The 17,041-nt window shown below is 39.0% G+C and carries 13 protein-coding genes and 1 tRNA gene; 8 read left to right on the plus strand and 6 right to left on the minus strand.

What is annotated here, in order from left to right:
• Nucleotides 1–3 precede the first annotated feature (3 nt).
• A complete protein-coding gene (gene rsfS, locus ACESQI_RS12240) occupies nt 4–363 on the minus strand; it encodes a ribosome silencing factor (RefSeq protein ID WP_002559296.1) in 360 nt (119 codons plus the stop codon).
• A gap of 305 nt (nt 364–668) precedes the next feature.
• Between rsfS and ACESQI_RS12245 the strand changes: the two genes are divergently transcribed.
• A tRNA-Gln gene (locus tag ACESQI_RS12245) sits at nt 669–739 on the plus strand.
• 141 nt (nt 740–880) lie between these two features.
• On the opposite strand, the gene ACESQI_RS12250 is transcribed toward ACESQI_RS12245, so the two are convergent.
• From ACESQI_RS12250 to rsmA, 4 genes are all read right to left on the minus strand, one after another.
• Nucleotides 881–2,734: a DUF349 domain-containing protein gene (locus ACESQI_RS12250; RefSeq protein WP_002559297.1), complete on the minus strand. Its 1,854-nt coding sequence runs from the start codon at nt 2,732–2,734 to the stop codon at nt 881–883.
• 120 nt (nt 2,735–2,854) lie between these two features.
• Nucleotides 2,855–4,195 carry a magnesium transporter gene (gene mgtE / locus ACESQI_RS12255; protein WP_002559298.1) on the minus strand — a complete coding sequence of 447 codons (1,341 nt, stop codon included), beginning with the start codon at nt 4,193–4,195 and terminating at the stop codon, nt 2,855–2,857.
• A gap of 18 nt (nt 4,196–4,213) precedes the next feature.
• The gene (locus ACESQI_RS12260) at nt 4,214–5,905 is read right to left on the minus strand and encodes a phosphoethanolamine transferase (RefSeq protein ID WP_002559299.1); all 1,692 of its coding nucleotides are present in this window, start codon (nt 5,903–5,905) and stop codon (nt 4,214–4,216) included.
• On the minus strand, nt 5,886–6,704 hold the full coding sequence (rsmA, locus tag ACESQI_RS12265) for a 16S rRNA (adenine(1518)-N(6)/adenine(1519)-N(6))-dimethyltransferase RsmA (RefSeq protein WP_002559300.1): 819 nt from the start codon (nt 6,702–6,704) through the stop codon (nt 5,886–5,888). Before rsmA ends, ACESQI_RS12260 begins: the two co-directional genes overlap by 20 nt.
• Nucleotides 6,705–6,774: 70 nt before the next feature.
• Between rsmA and ACESQI_RS12270 the strand changes: the two genes are divergently transcribed.
• The 3 genes from ACESQI_RS12270 to ACESQI_RS12280 all read left to right on the plus strand — a co-directional run bounded on the left by ACESQI_RS12270 (nt 6,775) and on the right by ACESQI_RS12280 (nt 10,441).
• A complete protein-coding gene (locus tag ACESQI_RS12270) occupies nt 6,775–7,761 on the plus strand; it encodes a lysylphosphatidylglycerol synthase transmembrane domain-containing protein (protein WP_002559301.1) in 987 nt (328 codons plus the stop codon).
• A gap of 20 nt (nt 7,762–7,781) precedes the next feature.
• Nucleotides 7,782–9,239, plus strand: a complete 1,458-nt coding sequence (locus ACESQI_RS12275) for an aminoacyl-histidine dipeptidase (RefSeq protein ID WP_007484065.1) — start codon at nt 7,782–7,784, stop codon at nt 9,237–9,239.
• Nucleotides 9,240–10,063: 824 nt separating this feature from the next.
• On the plus strand, nt 10,064–10,441 hold the full coding sequence (locus tag ACESQI_RS12280) for a DUF2141 domain-containing protein (RefSeq protein WP_373126187.1): 378 nt from the start codon (nt 10,064–10,066) through the stop codon (nt 10,439–10,441).
• A gap of 30 nt (nt 10,442–10,471) precedes the next feature.
• Here the strand turns inward: ACESQI_RS12280 and ACESQI_RS12285 are convergent, their stop codons facing one another.
• Nucleotides 10,472–11,227: a LytTR family DNA-binding domain-containing protein gene (locus tag ACESQI_RS12285; protein WP_007484069.1), complete on the minus strand. Its 756-nt coding sequence runs from the start codon at nt 11,225–11,227 to the stop codon at nt 10,472–10,474.
• 1,074 nt (nt 11,228–12,301) lie between these two features.
• On the opposite strand from ACESQI_RS12285, the gene ACESQI_RS12290 reads away from it, so the two are divergent.
• From ACESQI_RS12290 to ACESQI_RS12305, 4 genes are read left to right on the plus strand one after another with little or no spacing between them, the layout of a single operon-like run.
• Complete coding sequence (locus ACESQI_RS12290) at nt 12,302–12,904, plus strand: hypothetical protein (RefSeq protein ID WP_007484071.1); 603 nt, start codon at nt 12,302–12,304, stop codon at nt 12,902–12,904.
• Nucleotides 12,905–12,906: 2 nt separating this feature from the next.
• The gene (locus tag ACESQI_RS12295) at nt 12,907–13,776 is read left to right on the plus strand and encodes a hypothetical protein (RefSeq protein ID WP_052322914.1); all 870 of its coding nucleotides are present in this window, start codon (nt 12,907–12,909) and stop codon (nt 13,774–13,776) included.
• Between the two features lie 31 nt (nt 13,777–13,807).
• Nucleotides 13,808–15,346, plus strand: coding sequence for a hypothetical protein (locus ACESQI_RS12300; protein WP_007484075.1), 1,539 nt, complete (start codon nt 13,808–13,810; stop codon nt 15,344–15,346).
• Between the two features lie 17 nt (nt 15,347–15,363).
• Nucleotides 15,364–17,016 carry a carboxypeptidase regulatory-like domain-containing protein gene (locus ACESQI_RS12305; RefSeq protein WP_007484077.1) on the plus strand — a complete coding sequence of 551 codons (1,653 nt, stop codon included), beginning with the start codon at nt 15,364–15,366 and terminating at the stop codon, nt 17,014–17,016.
• Nucleotides 17,017–17,041 lie beyond the last annotated feature (25 nt).

A 17,041-nucleotide genomic window follows, 5' to 3' on the forward strand; every position in this document is an offset into this window, starting at 1 on the left:
AAATTAGTCAATGTCGGGGATCGTTGTTAACTTGGCATCCGCCCAAAGATTTTCCAGATTATAGAAATATCTGGTTTCGGGCAGGAATACGTGTACCAGCACATCTGAATAATCCATAGCTACCCATTCGGCATTTCGCAGACCATCTATTGCAAATGGTTTAATGTCTGTGCCTTTCCGGGTGAAATCTTTGATTGAATCAACGATGGCTGTTATTTGGCTGGGTGAGTTACCTTGACAAATTACTAAATATTTGCATATTGTATCGCCAATATTTGTCAGGTCGGCTATAACGATGTTTTTACCTTTTTTCTCTTGAATTCCTTCTGTTATTTTTTCAATTAATATTTTCGTCTCGTTCATTTATCGGTTGAAATTTAATAATCAATGCTTTTACTTCTCTTTATAACAAGGAAGCTCTTGTCTTTGTTTCTTGCTATATTAACATAATATAGGTTACAAATATACGCTGAATTCTTGTATCAAAGAAAGTTATGTCGTAAAACTCTTCTTTTTTTGTGTTTTTTAGGGATGTATCTTTAAAAATAGGGAGGACATCATTGATTTTTTGCAAAAAAAATATGTGAAATGTTTGAAATTCCCAAATTCTTTGTATCTTTGCACCCGCAAACGAGAAACAACGGAGTCGATCGTTGAAAAATAAGTATTGGGCTATGGTGTAATGGTAACACTACAGATTCTGGTCCTGTCATTTCTGGTTCGAGTCCAGATAGCCCAACAAACAAGAAAGCGTGAAATGTCCTGGAGATGTTTTGCGCTTTTTTTATAAGCTAAAACCTATATGGAAAATAAAGGGAGTGCAATCATTTATATTCTTTTGATGCACTCCCTTCATTTTTTATATCTTTACTGTTTTGGTTTATTCTTCTTCTTTAATTGATTCGTCAATTACTTTAATTTTCTGCAAAACCAATTCTAAGTCAGCTTTTAACTTGTCCACTTTTCTGTTGAGTTCCGTTAACAGGCTATTTCCTTTTTTAGAAGCAGATGTCAGGAAGCCAAGATTGTTTTCATAAGTTTGGAGTTCACTTTTCATATTTTCGTATGCGCGAACCAATTTTTCGCGTTCTCTGTATAGAGTCTGCGGTCCTCCTCCTTGAATGTTGCTGATATTAGATTTGAAATTACTCAGTTTCTTATTTGAAGCACTTATATTAAAGCGTTCAAACAGCTGATCAATCAGAGTATGGTATTGTTTGTACAGCTTATCTTTTTCCTTGAATGGCACATGTCCTATGGCGTTCCAGTCTTTCATCAGTTCGCGAACCAGTTTTCCCGCTTCTTCCGTGTCCATAGACTCGTCAATGGCGGTTAGTTGGCTGATGATGTTTTTCTTCTTCTCCATATTCTCTATTTCGACGGAACGTTGTGAAGAAGTTGCCTTATTTTTCTGTTCAAAGAAATAGTCACAAGCAGAAATGAAACGTTTCCATACCACATCTGAGTATTTTTTTGAAACCGGTCCGATCGTTTTCCACTCTTTCTGCAATTTGGTCAATGCGTCGGCTGTTGCTTTCCAGTCTGTGCTGTCTTTCAATGCTTCTGCTTTTTCACACAATGCTTTTTTCTTCTCCAGATTTTCGTTCATTCCCTCTTTCAATGCTTTGAAGAACTCTCCTTTTTTCTTGAAGAAGTCATCGCAGGCATGACGGAAACGTTCGAATATCTTTACATTCATCTTTTGCGGTGCAAAGCCGATTGTTTTCCATTTGTTTTGCAGGGCAATAACTTCCTGGGTCTTATTTTCCCAGGCTGAGAATGTTTTCAATTCGTCGTAGGTGATAGCTTCTACAATTTCGCAAATCACCGTTTTCTGATCCAGATTATGTTGTTCGGCTTCTTTCAAAGCTTCGAAGTGCTGTTGGTGACGACGATTGACTACTGTAGATGCTGTTTTGAAACGGTTCCATACCTCATCACGAAGTTCTTTTGCTACAGGACCTGTATCACGGAATTCCTGGTGTAACTTCTGTAGTTGATGGAAAGCCGAAACAACATCTTCTTCATCTGCGAGCTTTTCAGCTGCTTCGATAAGACGATTCTTTATTTCAAGATTTTTCTTGAAGTCATATTCGCGGAATTCGTTGTTGAGCTTCAGTATGTCATAGAATTTTTCTACATATAACTGATAGTTCTTCCAGAGTTCATTTACTTTAGCCTGGGGAACCAATTTGGTTTCATTCCACTGCTGTTGTAGTTTCTTGAATTCTGTATATGATTTGTTAGCGTCATCCGGCGATTCTACCAATTCTTTGAGTTCCTCTATGATTGAAAGCTTGATTTGCAGATTTTCTTCTTTCTGCTTTTCCAGTTCGGCAACCTGGGCACTTCTTTTTTCTTTGATAACAGCCATCACATTTTTGAACTCTTCTTCTATCGCATCACTCTGTGGTACGTAGTCTTCTTCTGAACCGCCATTTTCAACAAATAGCTTCCTCGCCGCTTCCTGTTCGGCATTATGTATCTTATAAAAAGATTGCTTTAAACTGTCCAATTCTTGCTTGTTGGCATTTTCTGCATCTTGAGCAAGTTCTTTCATCCGCACAAGTACTTCCTCTTTTGTTGCCAGCCGAGGAGCTGTTTCGGGTTGTTTTTCAGCATTTGTTTCTTCGGTTGGAGTTTCTGTTATAGTTTCAGAAACCTCAACTGTTTTCTTTTCTTCTTCTAACTCCCCTGGATTCAAAGGTTGGTTAGTGTCATGAGAGTCCATCATTGTATATTCGTTTTAGGAAATGGGGATTTAACTCCTCTTTATTACATTAGGTCACAAATTAATGAAATAAAACGATTACTTCATACTTTTTTGCCTGATTTTTTTTTATTTATCTTTCATTTAGGACAATAAAACAGTAATTCCCATATAAAGCATCATACCGATAATGTCATTCGTAATGGCAATAAACGGTCCTGTGGCAATGGCAGGGTCTATTTTAAGCTTTTCAAGCGTCATCGGGACTAAAGTACCAAAAATAGAAGCAAACATCACTACTGCAAATAAACTGATAGATACAGAATAGGTAACGGTTGCCATGGCGCCAAAGCGAATAAAATTATATGTATATACTAATAAAGAAATAATTGTTGCATTGATTAATGCCACTATTGCCTCTTTGGTAACTTGCTTGAAAGTGTTTTTAGTATCGAGAGAACTGTTCGCCAATCCCTGCACGACGAGTGCTGAAGATTGTGTTCCGACATTTCCTCCCGTACCTCCGATCAGTGGGATATAGAGAGCCATTTCAGGATGAGCAGCAAAAGTTGCATCGAAGTTTCCTAATATCATGGAATTGCCAATACCACCCAACATACCGATAAGTAGCCAGGGGAGACGTGCAGTGGTTTGACGGAGAACGTTATCATCTGTTTCTACGTCTTGTGAAAGTCCGGAAGCTAACTGATAATCACGTTCCGATTGTTCACGTACTTCATCCATTACGTCGTCAACGGTGATCTGCCCGACGAGTCGTCCGATACTATCTAATACCGGGATAGCTACAAGGTCATATTTTTCAATGATTTGGGCAACTTCGTCGATTGGTGTGTCTACATGTACGGAGATCGGATCTTTTTGCATCACGTGTTTCACTTTTGATACGGAAGGTGAAGTGATCATCTTCTTCAAAGGGAAAATACCACGTAGTCGCTCGTCATCGTCTATTACATATACGTAGTAGATCTCATCCAGTTCTTCTGCTTGTTGGCGCATCTCTTTCAGGCACTCCGGCATACTCCAGTTTTCGTTGACGAGTACCATTTCGGTTCCCATCAAACCACCGGCAGTATCTTCGTCATACTTTAAAAGGTCAACGATGTCTCCTGCCTGTTCGATGTCTTCGATATGTGAAAGAACCTCTTCCTGTTTTTCTTCATCGAGTTCTCGCATCAGGTCTACGGCATCATCCGTATCCATGTAATCGACGAAGCGTTTGGCGATTGTCTCGGAAGGCAGAATTTCAAGGAATTCTTTACGAACGTCCTCGTCCATTTCTACCAATACGTCGGCAGCGGTTTCGTTATCGAGCAACCGGTAGACAAAACGGGCTTCTTCCGGGTTGAGGTCATTACACAACTCGGCTATATCAGCCGGATGAAGGTTGATAAGAAATTCCTTAACCTTATTGGCATCTTTCTGCTCAATAAGTTGTTTAACGTTGTCTATGTATTCCTCGTTCATCTTACTTATATCTGATATTTAATGAAGATATACTATTTTTCCATTGGGTGTTAATACTTCTCTGATACTGTCTCCCTGAAATTCTTCGGATGTAATGCTGAGATTGGGCTTTTCATCCGGATAGGTGATATTACTAATCTTCAGCATCGTGTGAAACAAGTTGTTGGAGCTGATTGGACTGTCTTTATGACTGTTCAATATATCATATATTTTCGGAAACTGTTTCCTATAGGAATCAGAAAGCCATACGATAAAGGGTACGTGTACTTCATTCCGGCTCGGATTTGAGCTGCTGTGCATCAATTCTTCGGTGCCGTCATCATACAGATTTTCTGCATGATCGGAAATGTAACTGACAGCAGCTATGCATGATTGTTGTTGTACCCTTTTTATAATTTCAGATAGTATAAAATCGGTATACAAAACCGAGTTGTCGTATGAGTTAGTGACAATGGCTTTTTTGTCTTTACCAATCTCATTGTAACTAAAATCCTTAGGCATTGCCGGTTTGAACTTTTCAAAGTTTTCGGGATGCCGGTAGTTGTATTTGAAATGATTGCCCAATGTATGAATTACAATAAATTGCTTTTGCTTGTTGAAAGCAAGTACTTTGTCCAGTTTGGGCAATAATTTTTCATCATAATTATTGTCGGCACTGTAGTCTACCAATTCAAAGTGATGGTAGTCAGAGTTATGAGCTATCCGAAGAACATAAGGATCATTGAAAGATTGGTTGGCAATCCACGCTGTAGAAAAACCACACTCTTTAAACGCTTCCGGAAGTGTTTTTTCCTGATATGCTATCTCCGGTGATTCCGGAGTGGCACGGCTTAGCAATAATGGAAGTGCCCTGACCGTAATATTGGCTGTAGAAAGTACATCTCTAAAGCTAACCAGATTCTCTGTTTGCTCAAGTAGTGGAGTTGTTTTTCTTTCATAACCATTTATAGAGAAATGGTCTGCACGGGCAGATTCTCCGATGACCAGAACATATAGTTCTTTTTCATTGGGTGGAGTCAGGCTTTGCACACCAAATTTAAACGACTTTAATCTTTCATTCATAGCCTTGACCTCCGAGTTGTCTTTCAAATGCTTGGTATAAGATAGGAACAAATTCACGGGAAAGATTTTATAATACTGGTGCACAACCCGGTACGAACTGACTACCAAACGTCCCGAAAAAGTGCTGCCGGAAGGGGATGACAGGAATGTGTTTGCAAACAGAGTAACATTCCAGATGATGAAAAGAGGAATTAAAGCTATGCGAAACCATTTAGTACCTAAGTAGCGGTTTGGAACTTTATATACTTGTATAAAGTAAATCCCCCATACTAACAGCATTATGATAATTTCTAATTTGAAAGAAGACAGAACTTCCATGCTCTCTTTGAAGTCTGTTTGAAGCATAGAGGTTATGAATGGAGACGAAACCGGCATTCCCAACAGTTTCAGGTGTATTATCTCGATTGGGGCAAATAACAGGAAAACACCTTCAAAGAGGAAATAGAATTTGCTCTTCAAAAAAGAAAGAGGAAGTAATAATACAAGTATATATAAAAGTAGATAGCCAATCCTGTCGCTGAATTCTTTTTGTATATCGACAGACATGAACAGGCTGGACAGGCAAGGAAGGAATAGGATAAAAAATAAGATTCCTATTCTTCCTTTTTCCAATGTATCTTTATTTATTTTATTCCATATTGTCAACATCGATCTTTGCCTTGTGACTCTTTAGAGCTTCTTCTACACTGTTAGTCAAGTCGATAAACTGCTGTACCGATAGTTGCTCCGGCCGTTTATTGAATAAAACATCTTCCGTCAGCGGGCATTCTTTGCCTAATATCGGTTTAATAGAGTTGCGTAATGTTTTTCTTCGTTGATTAAAAGTGGTTTTTACTACTTGTTTGAACAACTTCTCGTCACATCCCAGTTCAATTGTTTCATTACGTGTCATACGTATTACGGCGCTTTTTACTTTTGGGGGCGGATTGAAGACATGCTCGCTGACCGTAAAGAGATATTCCACCCGATACCATGCTTGTATCAATACGCTGAGAATACCATAAGTCTTGCTTCCCGGCCCTGCTGCAATACGTTCGGCTACTTCTTTTTGAATCATACCGGTACAACAAGGTATCAGATCTTTATTTTCGAGCATCTTGAAGAAAATCTGACTGGATATGTTATAAGGATAATTTCCGGTTAACACGAACTGGTTGCCATTAAAAACACGTTGCAGATTCATTTTGAGAAAGTCGTCCTCAATAATACAGTCTTCCAGTGACGGATAAGCTTCGCGCAGATAGGCTACCGATTCATAATCTACCTCTACTACTTTCACCGGGCGTTCCTTTTTTACGAGGAACTGTGTGAGCACACCCATTCCCGGTCCAACTTCCAGAATAGGAAGTGTAGGAAACGTATCAACAGTGTCGGCAATATCCTGTGCCACTTTAAGGTCTTTCAGGAAATGCTGTCCGAGAAACTTTTTAGGCTTTACTAATTTCATTTATCAACTAAATAGTTACTTTTGCAGTCGACAAAGGTAATTCTTTTACTTGAAGAATAAAGAATTAAGAATGAAGAAACTAATAAAAAAGGCTCTGAAACTTATTTTACCATTAGTTTTGGGAGGCTTTATCTTGTACTGGGTCTATCGTGACTTCGATTTTGCAAAGGCGGGTGATGTGTTACGTCATGGCGTAAATTGGTGGTGGATGCTTTTTTCATTAGCGTTTGGCGTATTTAGTCACGTCTTTCGCGGTTGGCGCTGGAAGCAGACATTGGAACCTTTGGGCGTTTTTCCGAAAACGAGCGACTGTGTAAATGCTATTTTCATTTCCTATGCTACCAATCTTATATTACCTCGGGTAGGAGAAGTGTCCCGTTGTGGTGTCCTTGCCAAATATGATGATGTATCGTTTGCAAAATCTTTGGGTACGGTAGTTACTGAACGGCTGATTGATACTATTTGCATTGTTTTTATTGCCGGTATCACATTCTTATTACAGATGCCTGTTTTTCTCACTTTCTTTGAGGAAACCGGGACTAAGATACCTTCCATTGTTCACTTGTTGACATCCGTATGGTTCTATATCGTTTTGTTTTGCATCATTGGAGTAATAGTGCTTCTTTACTATTTGATGCGAGCGTTATCTTTCTTTGAAAAAGTAAAGGGAGTTGTCCTTAATGTTTGGGAAGGAGTGATGTCTTTGAAGAATGTGAAAAATATTCCTCTTTTCATTTTGTATACAATCCTTATTTGGGTTTGTTATTTTTTTCACTTTTACCTCACATTCTATTGTTTTGATTTTACTGTTCACCTGGGCATTCTTGCCGCACTTGTTATGTTTGTAGGGGGTACATTTGCTGTGATCGTTCCTACTCCCAACGGAGCCGGGCCCTGGCATTTTGCTGTTATCTCGATGATGATGCTTTACGGAGTAAATGCAACCGATGCAGGAATATTTGCCTTGATTGTACACGGAATTCAAACCTTTTTAGTAGTTTTGTTGGGAATATATGGTTTAGTGGCTTTACCACTAACTCATAGACAACGAAAATAAGAACCTAAAATTAATTCGTTATGAGTACAATCCTCTCTTTAGCTCCACAGAATGTGTGGAAGCATTTTTATTCATTAACTCAGATTCCGCGTCCGTCGGGACATATGGAAAGAATAACTGAGTTTCTTCTTAATTTCGGAAACAGCCTGGGACTGGAATCATTTGTAGACGAAGTTGGTAATGTTATTATCCGCAAACCCGCTACTCCGGGTATGGAAAACCGCAAAGGAGTAATTTTACAGGCTCATATGGACATGGTGCCCCAGAAAAATAATGATACAATACATGATTTTGAAAAAGATCCTATTGAAACTTATATAGACGGTGACTGGGTGAAAGCCAAAGGTACTACGCTGGGTGCCGATAATGGACTGGGTGTGGCTGCTATCATGGCTGTTTTGGAAGCTAAAGATTTGAAACATGGTCCATTGGAAGCTCTTATCACAAAGGATGAAGAGACTGGGATGTATGGTGCTTTCGGACTTAAACCGGGAACGTTGAACGGAGAAATCCTGTTGAATCTTGACTCGGAAGATGAAGGCGAACTCTATATCGGCTGTGCAGGGGGTATGGATGTTACAGCTACGCTTGAATATAAAGAGGTGGAACCCGAAGAGGGCGATATTGCCATCAAAGTTACATTGAAAGGATTACGCGGTGGACACTCCGGATTGGAAATCAATCAGGGACGTGCAAATGCCAATAAGTTGCTTGTACGTTTTGTTCGCGAAGCTATTGCTACTTACGAAGCTCGCCTGTCTTGCTGGGAGGGTGGAAATATGCGTAATGCTATTCCGCGTGAGGCTTCTGCCATTGTTACTATTCCTGCTGAAAATGAAGAAGAGTTGTTAGGCCTGGTAAAATACTGTGAGGATCTTTTCAATGAAGAGTTTTCTGCTATCGAGACTCCTATCAGTTTCAAAGCCGAACGGGTAGATATGCCTGCAGGGCAGATTCCGGAAGAGATTCAGGATAATCTGGTAGATGCTATCTTTGCCTGTCAGAATGGGGTAACCCGCATGATTCCTACCGTTCCTGATACCGTAGAAACTTCTTCTAACCTGGCTATTATTAGTATTGGTGGTGGTAAGGCAGATATCAAGATTCTTGCTCGTAGCTCAAGTGACAGTATGAAAGAGTATTTGACTACAAGTCTTGAATGCTGTTTCTCTATGGCCGGAATGAAAGTAACAATGACAGGCGGATATTCCGGCTGGCAACCGAATGTAAATTCTCCGATTTTGCATGCAATGAAAGAATCTTATAAGAAACAGTTTGGCGTAGAACCTGCTGTGAAAGTAATTCATGCCGGGTTGGAATGTGGTATCATTGGTGCTATAATTCCGGGACTGGATATGATCTCCTTTGGCCCTACATTGCGTTCACCGCACTCTCCGGACGAACGTGCATTGATTCCTACCGTACAAAAATTCTATGATTTCCTGGTGGCTACATTAGAACAGACTCCGGTAAAGTAAATATATAAAAACTCATTCAAAGTATACAAGCCCTGTTCACTTAATTTGGTGGACAGGGCTTTTTGAGTAAATAGGAGTCTGTTCAATAAATACAATTTTCTGTTGCTGTGTGTGGTAAGAGAGGTGTTATATTTATCTTTCTTTTTTTGTTACAATAAAAGACTGATTGCCATCTCTTCTTTATATAGGTGTGTCATGTTTTATAAATCTTCATTAGGTTTCTCTACGGAGATCGGGTCGAAACTCTACGAGGATCGGGTCGTTTCTCGTAGAGTTTCGACCCGATCCTCGTAGAGAAAAAAGTTTGTATGTAACTTATTGATATACAAGATGTTGTAAAAGGGTTGTATGTTAAATGTTTTCAACTCAATAGTGTTGCCTTTTATTCCTCCTATTAATTATTGATTTATCGTAAATCGTTACAATAGTATGCTCGGCTGAATGTAATTCCTATTATGATGTTATAGGTTGTCTGTGAATTAACATTGTTAACGTATGATTTTAACAATATAACCTTCGTATGCAAGAGTGTACAATTCAGTACTCTAAGATTGTACACTTTTGCATGACAAGAGTGTACTATCTTGTATACTAAAAATGTACATTTTTGTATACCTTGTCTTTATATTTTTGTTGTTATTGTAAATCAGTGCGTTAAGATTGTCGCAACGATCTTATTCAGCCTTTTGATTCATTCTTCTGAATATTTATAATTCTTTTTTTGATAACTATAACCCCGGGTGGAATTTGTTTTTATTATTCCATGACTCTTTGGGAGTGACCAGAAAGTACTCCAATTGTTTTTGGGGTGATTCTTTTTAGTTATGGTAACAAGTGTAATGGGCAGCGCCCAGACGTTAACCCTCAAGGTGGAGGGCATTGAACATGTAAAGGGAAACCTTTTAGTCGGTATTTATAGTTCGGAAGAGTCATTCATGAAGAAGCCTGCTTTCGGGTTTAAAGTGGAGGTGACAGATACTACGTTGAATATTCCTTGTCGGGGTTTACCTGCCGGAGCGTATGCTATTTCTCTTTTTCAGGATGAGAATGGGAATGGCATACTGGATACCGGTTCTTTTGGCCGTCCGACGGAGAAGTTCGGTTTCAGCAACAATGCCGAAGGCATAATGGGAGCGCCTGCCTATAAGAAATGTCGTTTTGAATGGAAAGAAGATACCACGATAGTGATCCGTTTGAAGTAGCTCCTTGACGTAATATCCTGTTTTATTCTTCTATAAATTATAAAAGTTCTCAAACAACTTCTTTCTGTATATCTTGCTGACCTTCAGTTCGGTAACTGTATTGAACGGATACAACATGATACAGGCATTTTCCTGTATCATGCTTAGGTAGTTTATATTGATGATATACGTTTTGTGTATTTGGATAAATTCTGTTCCGTAGTTTAATATCACATTTGCCGTTGTGTTATGTTTCAAGATAACGTGCCGAAAGTCATCCAATACGATTTCCCACAGTTTACGTTCGGAATTATATCGGAAATACCCAATATTTTGCGGACGCAGAATAATTTTATCATTGACAACTGTCGTTATCAGAAGTGGTTTTTCTATGGGATAATGAATCGAAGATAGAAGCGAAGGCTGTGCGTTTTTTCTATTTAAATAATATCGGTTCATAACCAGTAACAGGTCATCTTTGTTGATCGGCTTCAATAAAAAGTCGAATGCCTCCATGCGAAAAGCTTGCAACATATACTTGTCGTAAGATGTATAAAAAATGATGTTTATATCCCAATCTATCTTGGAATGTAATGTAGCCAGAAATTCCAGGCCACTGATACAAGGTAGTTCAATATCGAGGAATATCAGTTGAGGCTTATGTTTCAGTATGACTTGTTCGCCGTCGTAACTATCTGATGCAGTAGCTACGACTACTACATCTTGATAAACCTTCAGCTCATTGGCAAGAACGGTTATTGAAGATTTATCGTCATCAATGATGACAACTTTGGTTGGGATACTCATAAGTAACTTTTAGTTTATATTAAAATTGTAATTTTTAAGAATAATAAGTTGATTATAGTATCAGGTATTTTCCTAATATTTCCTCTATAATTTATACTGTTGTCGGGGTGCGAATTTAGGAAATAAATTCTTTATAATTTCATGTGCATGAGTTAATAGTATGTTGTATTTTTCCTGTCATTTACACTTTTTGCCCTGTTAGCTTATGTTTGGGGTATTTCATTGTAAAAAAAGACGTAGGATGTAGATTATTCTTATGGAAGAACTTAATGCTTTTCTTTGATACCTTGATTCATTATTATTCCGATTTGTTCTAATCAATAAATAAACACGGGATTAATAGAGCTATTCACAATAAAAACACCCCATTTACCACCTTCACCTTTTTGCTGAAAAGTCTTATAGGAAGGTGTTTGAGGGTGAAGGCTAGAAAAGTCGAAAAAACTGCGACATCTTTTTCGGAAACCTGCTACATCTTTTCAAAAAAGCAACTACATCTTTTCCCTGAAACATGAGCCGAACGGTCCTTTAACCCGAAACGACTTCCTATAAGGCTTTTCAGCAAAAAGGTCAAGGTGATGAATGGAGTAAAATTATGTGAGAAGTAACGTGTTTATAGCAAACAGACGCTCTTTTCAACTATAGTAGAGACTCTGCTTGGAAGAAATGAAGCCTCTATTTTACAATAAATTAGTAGCAACCGTCCTTAGTGTCAATAGCAACCGTCCTCGGATTCCTCTCCTCATTATTCATCTGCCTCCCATCGTTTCAGCTTAAGCAATATAGCGTAATCTAATTTTTTTGTTCAGTTCTATAGGTAATTGTATGAAAAAAAACAAAAAATATGGATCCCAGATACTGAAGGAGGTACACAAAAAAAAGTTGTATTGGAGTTTCGTGGAAATAAAATAATACCTATCATCTTTATTTTTTGTCCTGTTAATATTGAGTAATGATCTGTTATTGGATAATGTCGGAAAACCCAGGTTGTAAGCAAAAGATAGTTTATTTATCTTTGACCTAAGATTTTGACAAGTAAACTCAACTTAATTATTAACATTAATAATGAAACTTATGAAGAAAATTTTATTTGCAGTTTTGTCTCTAGGGTTGATGGGATTGGTGGCTTCTTGTGGAAGTTCAAAGAAAGCACAACATTATAATGTACCGTATTCTCAGCCGGAATATCCAGCATCTTCTAAAGCAATGTCATGCGAAGATCAGGTCTTTGTTCCAAATCTAATTCGTGGATATGGGATAGCACGTAGTTATGACAAGGGCAAGGCTATGACAGATGCGATAAAGAGGGGCCAAACTCAAATAGGGGTGAATCTATATCGTACTTTTAGTCTTGTAGATAAAGAATTTGGCGAAGATTTGGAGAGTAATAAAAGCATAAAATCTATGGGGAAACGTTCGCAGACTGTAATTGGAGTTATTGATAATGCTTCTATTCAAACGACTGTTGTTTGTTCGGAAAAGACACAAGATGAGGCTGGGGTTTGGACTTATGAAGTTTGTGTTGAGATGAATCAATCTTTGAAAGACTTGGGTACTAAGATCAATAACGAACTTGGTAAGCAGCAAGAATTGGAAGTACGTTTTAATGAACAGGAATTTGATAAAGTATATAACTCTGCTTTGGAAGAATATCGTAAACAACGAGAAAAGAAATGAGAATGAATCGTTTTATATCGATAATGTGGGTACTCATTTTCTGTTTGCCGATGTTTGCAAATACAGAAGAACCACGTTGGATGTCCAGTTTGCCTCATCCTAGTAATTCTTCTTTTTATTATGTTCGTATAGAAGCATTAGCTACAGATGTAGAATCGGCGAAAAAACTTTGTTTGAAATATTTAGCTTCCCGTATTGAGTTAGAACAGTCTGTGAGGATTAGTGAAGTTAGTATGACTACTGATGAGACGACTTCTACAATGGAAAATGGTCGGTTTAGGGAAAATATAGTTACGAAAAGTAATTATTCTTTTCGGGTAGAAGGGACACCGGTTAATTTAACAGCAAAGTTAGTAGATGAATTTCTGGTAGAGACAATTGTAGGTGGAAAACGTATGCTTAAAATGAATACTCTGTATGCTGTCGCTCGTAAAGGATATGCACCTGTTTTTGATGATATTTCCTTTAGCCGGTATTACGGCATGCAAGGTTTTGCCCGTTCATTAATCCCTGGTTGGGGACAAATGTATAAGGGCAGTACGACAAAAGGACTTTGCATTCTCGGAGGTGAAGTCGTATGTATCGGTGGTATCATTGTCTGCGAGAATTTGCGCTCTTCTTATATTAAAAAGATGAAAGAACAGCCCAAATTTGCCAAGGATTATAGTTCAAAAGCAGATAATTGGGAGAATGGGCGTAACTTCTGTATTGGAGCGGCTGCGGCATTGTATGTTTATAACCTGATAGATGCCATTGCCGCTAAAGGAGCCAAACGGGTCATTGTGAAACCTACGGGTAGACCCAGTTTCTCGTTGGTGCCTACTGTGATGGATAATGGTGGGTGCGGACTGGTATTCGCTTATCGGTTCTGACCCCTTATTTAATTCTAACAAACGAAAGCGAATGAACAACAAACTACTACTACTACTTTTTCTTGTGTCCTTCTCCTTTTCTATATCCGTTTTTGCTCAGCAGACAACGGATTATGATCGTTATGTCCAACAGAGGCGTCAAGAGTTTGAGCAATATAGACAGAAAAGGCGTACTGAGTTTGAAAACTACCGTGCCCAGCGTAATAAGGAATTTGCAAATTATTTGGCACAGCGTTGGATAGAGTATCAACATTATAGAGGTGTTGAAGCTCCTCCCTGCCCGGATCCGCTAAAACCGGTCATAAAGTTTGATGATGGTCACAATACACTACCGGTAAAGTTACCGGTAAAAGGAATTGTGACCATACCCAAACCTCAACCGCGGGTTCCACTAAATATTATGCCTGATACTCCCGCACCTCTTCCGGGAACACCGTCAAATCCGCTACTCGATCAACCTTTACGCCCATCTGTTACTCCTGTACCTACGTTTAATACCCGTTTTTATGGTACTCTTTTGAAGGTGAGGTTGGAAGAACGGGATAAGTTTACCCTCAGTAGTGTAGACGAAAATGTAGTTAGTGCCAAATGGAAAATACTGGCTGACGGCCGTATGGATAAAGTAGTAGATGATTGTTTGGCTTGGCGCGAAGCGATGCATTTAAGTGATTATGCTTATGTACAGATGTTAGGTACATTGTGTAATGCCTTTTTCGGAGGAAATTATTCGAATGAAGCAGTCTTGATGCGGGTCTTTTTATTGGCGCAAAGTGGTTATGATGTAAAATGTGCTCGTAAAGGTAGCCATCTGGTGTTGTTACTTGCCATAGAGGAGGATGTTTATGAAATCTCTTATTTGAAATTAGACGGAAAGAGATACTATACCGTTGATGATCCGAAAGGGACAGAAGGATACTATACATTTCCACAAAAGTTCTCTCCGCAATCTCAAAGCTGTTCTGTAATGATACGCGAGAAGATTGAACTGATGGATCAGAAGCTAAGTCCGGTTCGTCGCTTGATTTCTAAGCGTTATCCACAACTGAGCGTGGAAACACAGGTGGATCAGAACTTGATGGATCTGTACAGTCATTATCCCAGTTGTAAATGGGATATGTATGCCAACACGCCTATGAGTGATGTACTGTCGGATGATATACTACCGACCCTAAAAGAGGGTATTGCCGGTAAAACAGAAGCAGAATCAGCGAATATGCTGATAAACTTTGTGCAGACAGCCTTTGAATATATGACGGATGAGGAGCAGTTTGGATATGAGAGGCCTTTCTTCGTAGACGAAACTTTCTACTACCCCTATTCGGATTGTGAAGATCGGGCTATCTTATATTCCAATCTGGTGCGCAGGTTGCTACACCTTGATGTTGTGTTGTTGCATTATCCTAAACACCTGGCTACAGCCGTGCGGTTCACTTCAAATGTAGAGGGGGATTATGTGATGGTGAACGGGCAAAAGTACACGGTATGCGATCCTACATACATCGGTGCTGATATTGGTGAGGCGATGCCTCAGTTTAAAAATTCGGAAGTGGAAATCGTAAAGTTTTATTAAATATAAATAATTTGGACATGAGAATATTGAATGTGAGGTATTGCTGTTTTTTTTTATTTGTTTTTTTATTTGCAGCTTGCGCTAAAGATGAGGTAGATTTAACCGGGAGAGTTTATGGAAAAGTCACGGATACCTCTACTGGTGAAATACTAAGTAATGTAACGGTGAGATTGACTCCGGGAGGCCTGTCGCGGACGACCGGCAGCGACGGGACATTTGAATTTCAGAGCTTGGAATCCGGTCAGTATGAATTACAGGCTCAAAAGGAGGGGTATACGAATAATACCAAACTGATAAATGTTGAGACCGGGAAAACGATAAGCGGTGATATTACACTTACTCCAATAAAGGCAGATGCCAAATTGGTGTTAAGTGTCTCTACACTAAACTTCGGAGTAAAAAACACTTCCCTTTCTTTTGATATCATTAATCGTGGTACAACTAAATTCAACTGGAATATTTCCGGTTTGGAAAATGTGAATTGGTTGGAAATAAATCCATCTACCGGAACTGTAGAAGCCGGTAAAAGTCATGCCATACAAGTGAACTTGCTTCGTGAACGATTGACGGAGAGCAAAGAGGCGACGATTCTGATCAATGCAGATAAGGAATCACTTGCTTTGAAGATCACTGCCGAGGCAGAGAATAAGTCATCCAAAATAGCATTGAATACGAATGTGCTCAACTTTGGCAAAGATTATTCTTCATTGACATTTGACATTAAAAATATAGGCAATGCAGGGAATGTAAATTGGACAGTCAGCGGTATTGATGTGGATTGGATAAAAGTAACTCCCAAAACAGGCACTACAAGCATGGGCAACAGCAGCACAGTAAAAGTCGATTTGGATCGTACCAAAGTGATAGGTAGCATGAGTACAACGATTCTGGTAGAAGGAGATGGAGAATCGTTTCGTGTGACAATCAATGCGGAAGAAGCCGGGGGTGATACGCCCGATCCTCCTGTTATAGATGTGACGAACGGCTTATATGCCTATTATACCTTTGAAGATGCAATAATGGATCAGACTGAGACGGAACTGACCGGAATAGGAATTGGAAGTTCGTTTGTTGATAGCTATAATGGAACAAAAGCCTTAAAGATTCCGGCAAAAGAGTCTGCTTATCTGTCTATTCCGGACGGGTTGGTAGACCAGAAAAAGATGAGTATCTCGTTTTGGGTAAAAGGATTGAGTGACGGTCATATATTCCATGTGGTTCGGAAGGAACTGAACGACAACATGTTTGTTTTAGCGATGGAAAACGGCTTTTTGAAATTTGTAGTAACCCATTATAACCTTTGTTACCAGTACTCAAAGATGACTTCGTTTGTACATAATTCTTTAGGGGATGCTTGGCATATGGTGACATTGGTTTCGGATTTTAATGATACGACTTATGCAACAATTACGACTCGCTTGTATGTAGATGGTATTTATACCGATCAGATAACCGAATCTGATAATCCATTCTCCGAATCGGAAGGGATGTCTGATGCGAAACACTACAATAGAGGACTTAAATTTGTCTTTGGAGGAAAGATAGGAAACCAATATGAGCCGTCGCTGTCACCGGTTTCGCTGACTATAGACAATCTGAGAGTTTATAAAACCCGTATGCTGAGTGCTGACGAGGTGAAACAAATCTATAATTCGGAAAAAGTCCGTTAAAGGCTTGGAACGTGATGATGATTGG

Origin of the sequence: Bacteroides sp. HPS0048, assembly GCF_964240755.1 — a bacterium.
Classification (GTDB): Bacteria; Bacteroidota; Bacteroidia; order Bacteroidales; family Bacteroidaceae; genus Bacteroides; species Bacteroides nordii.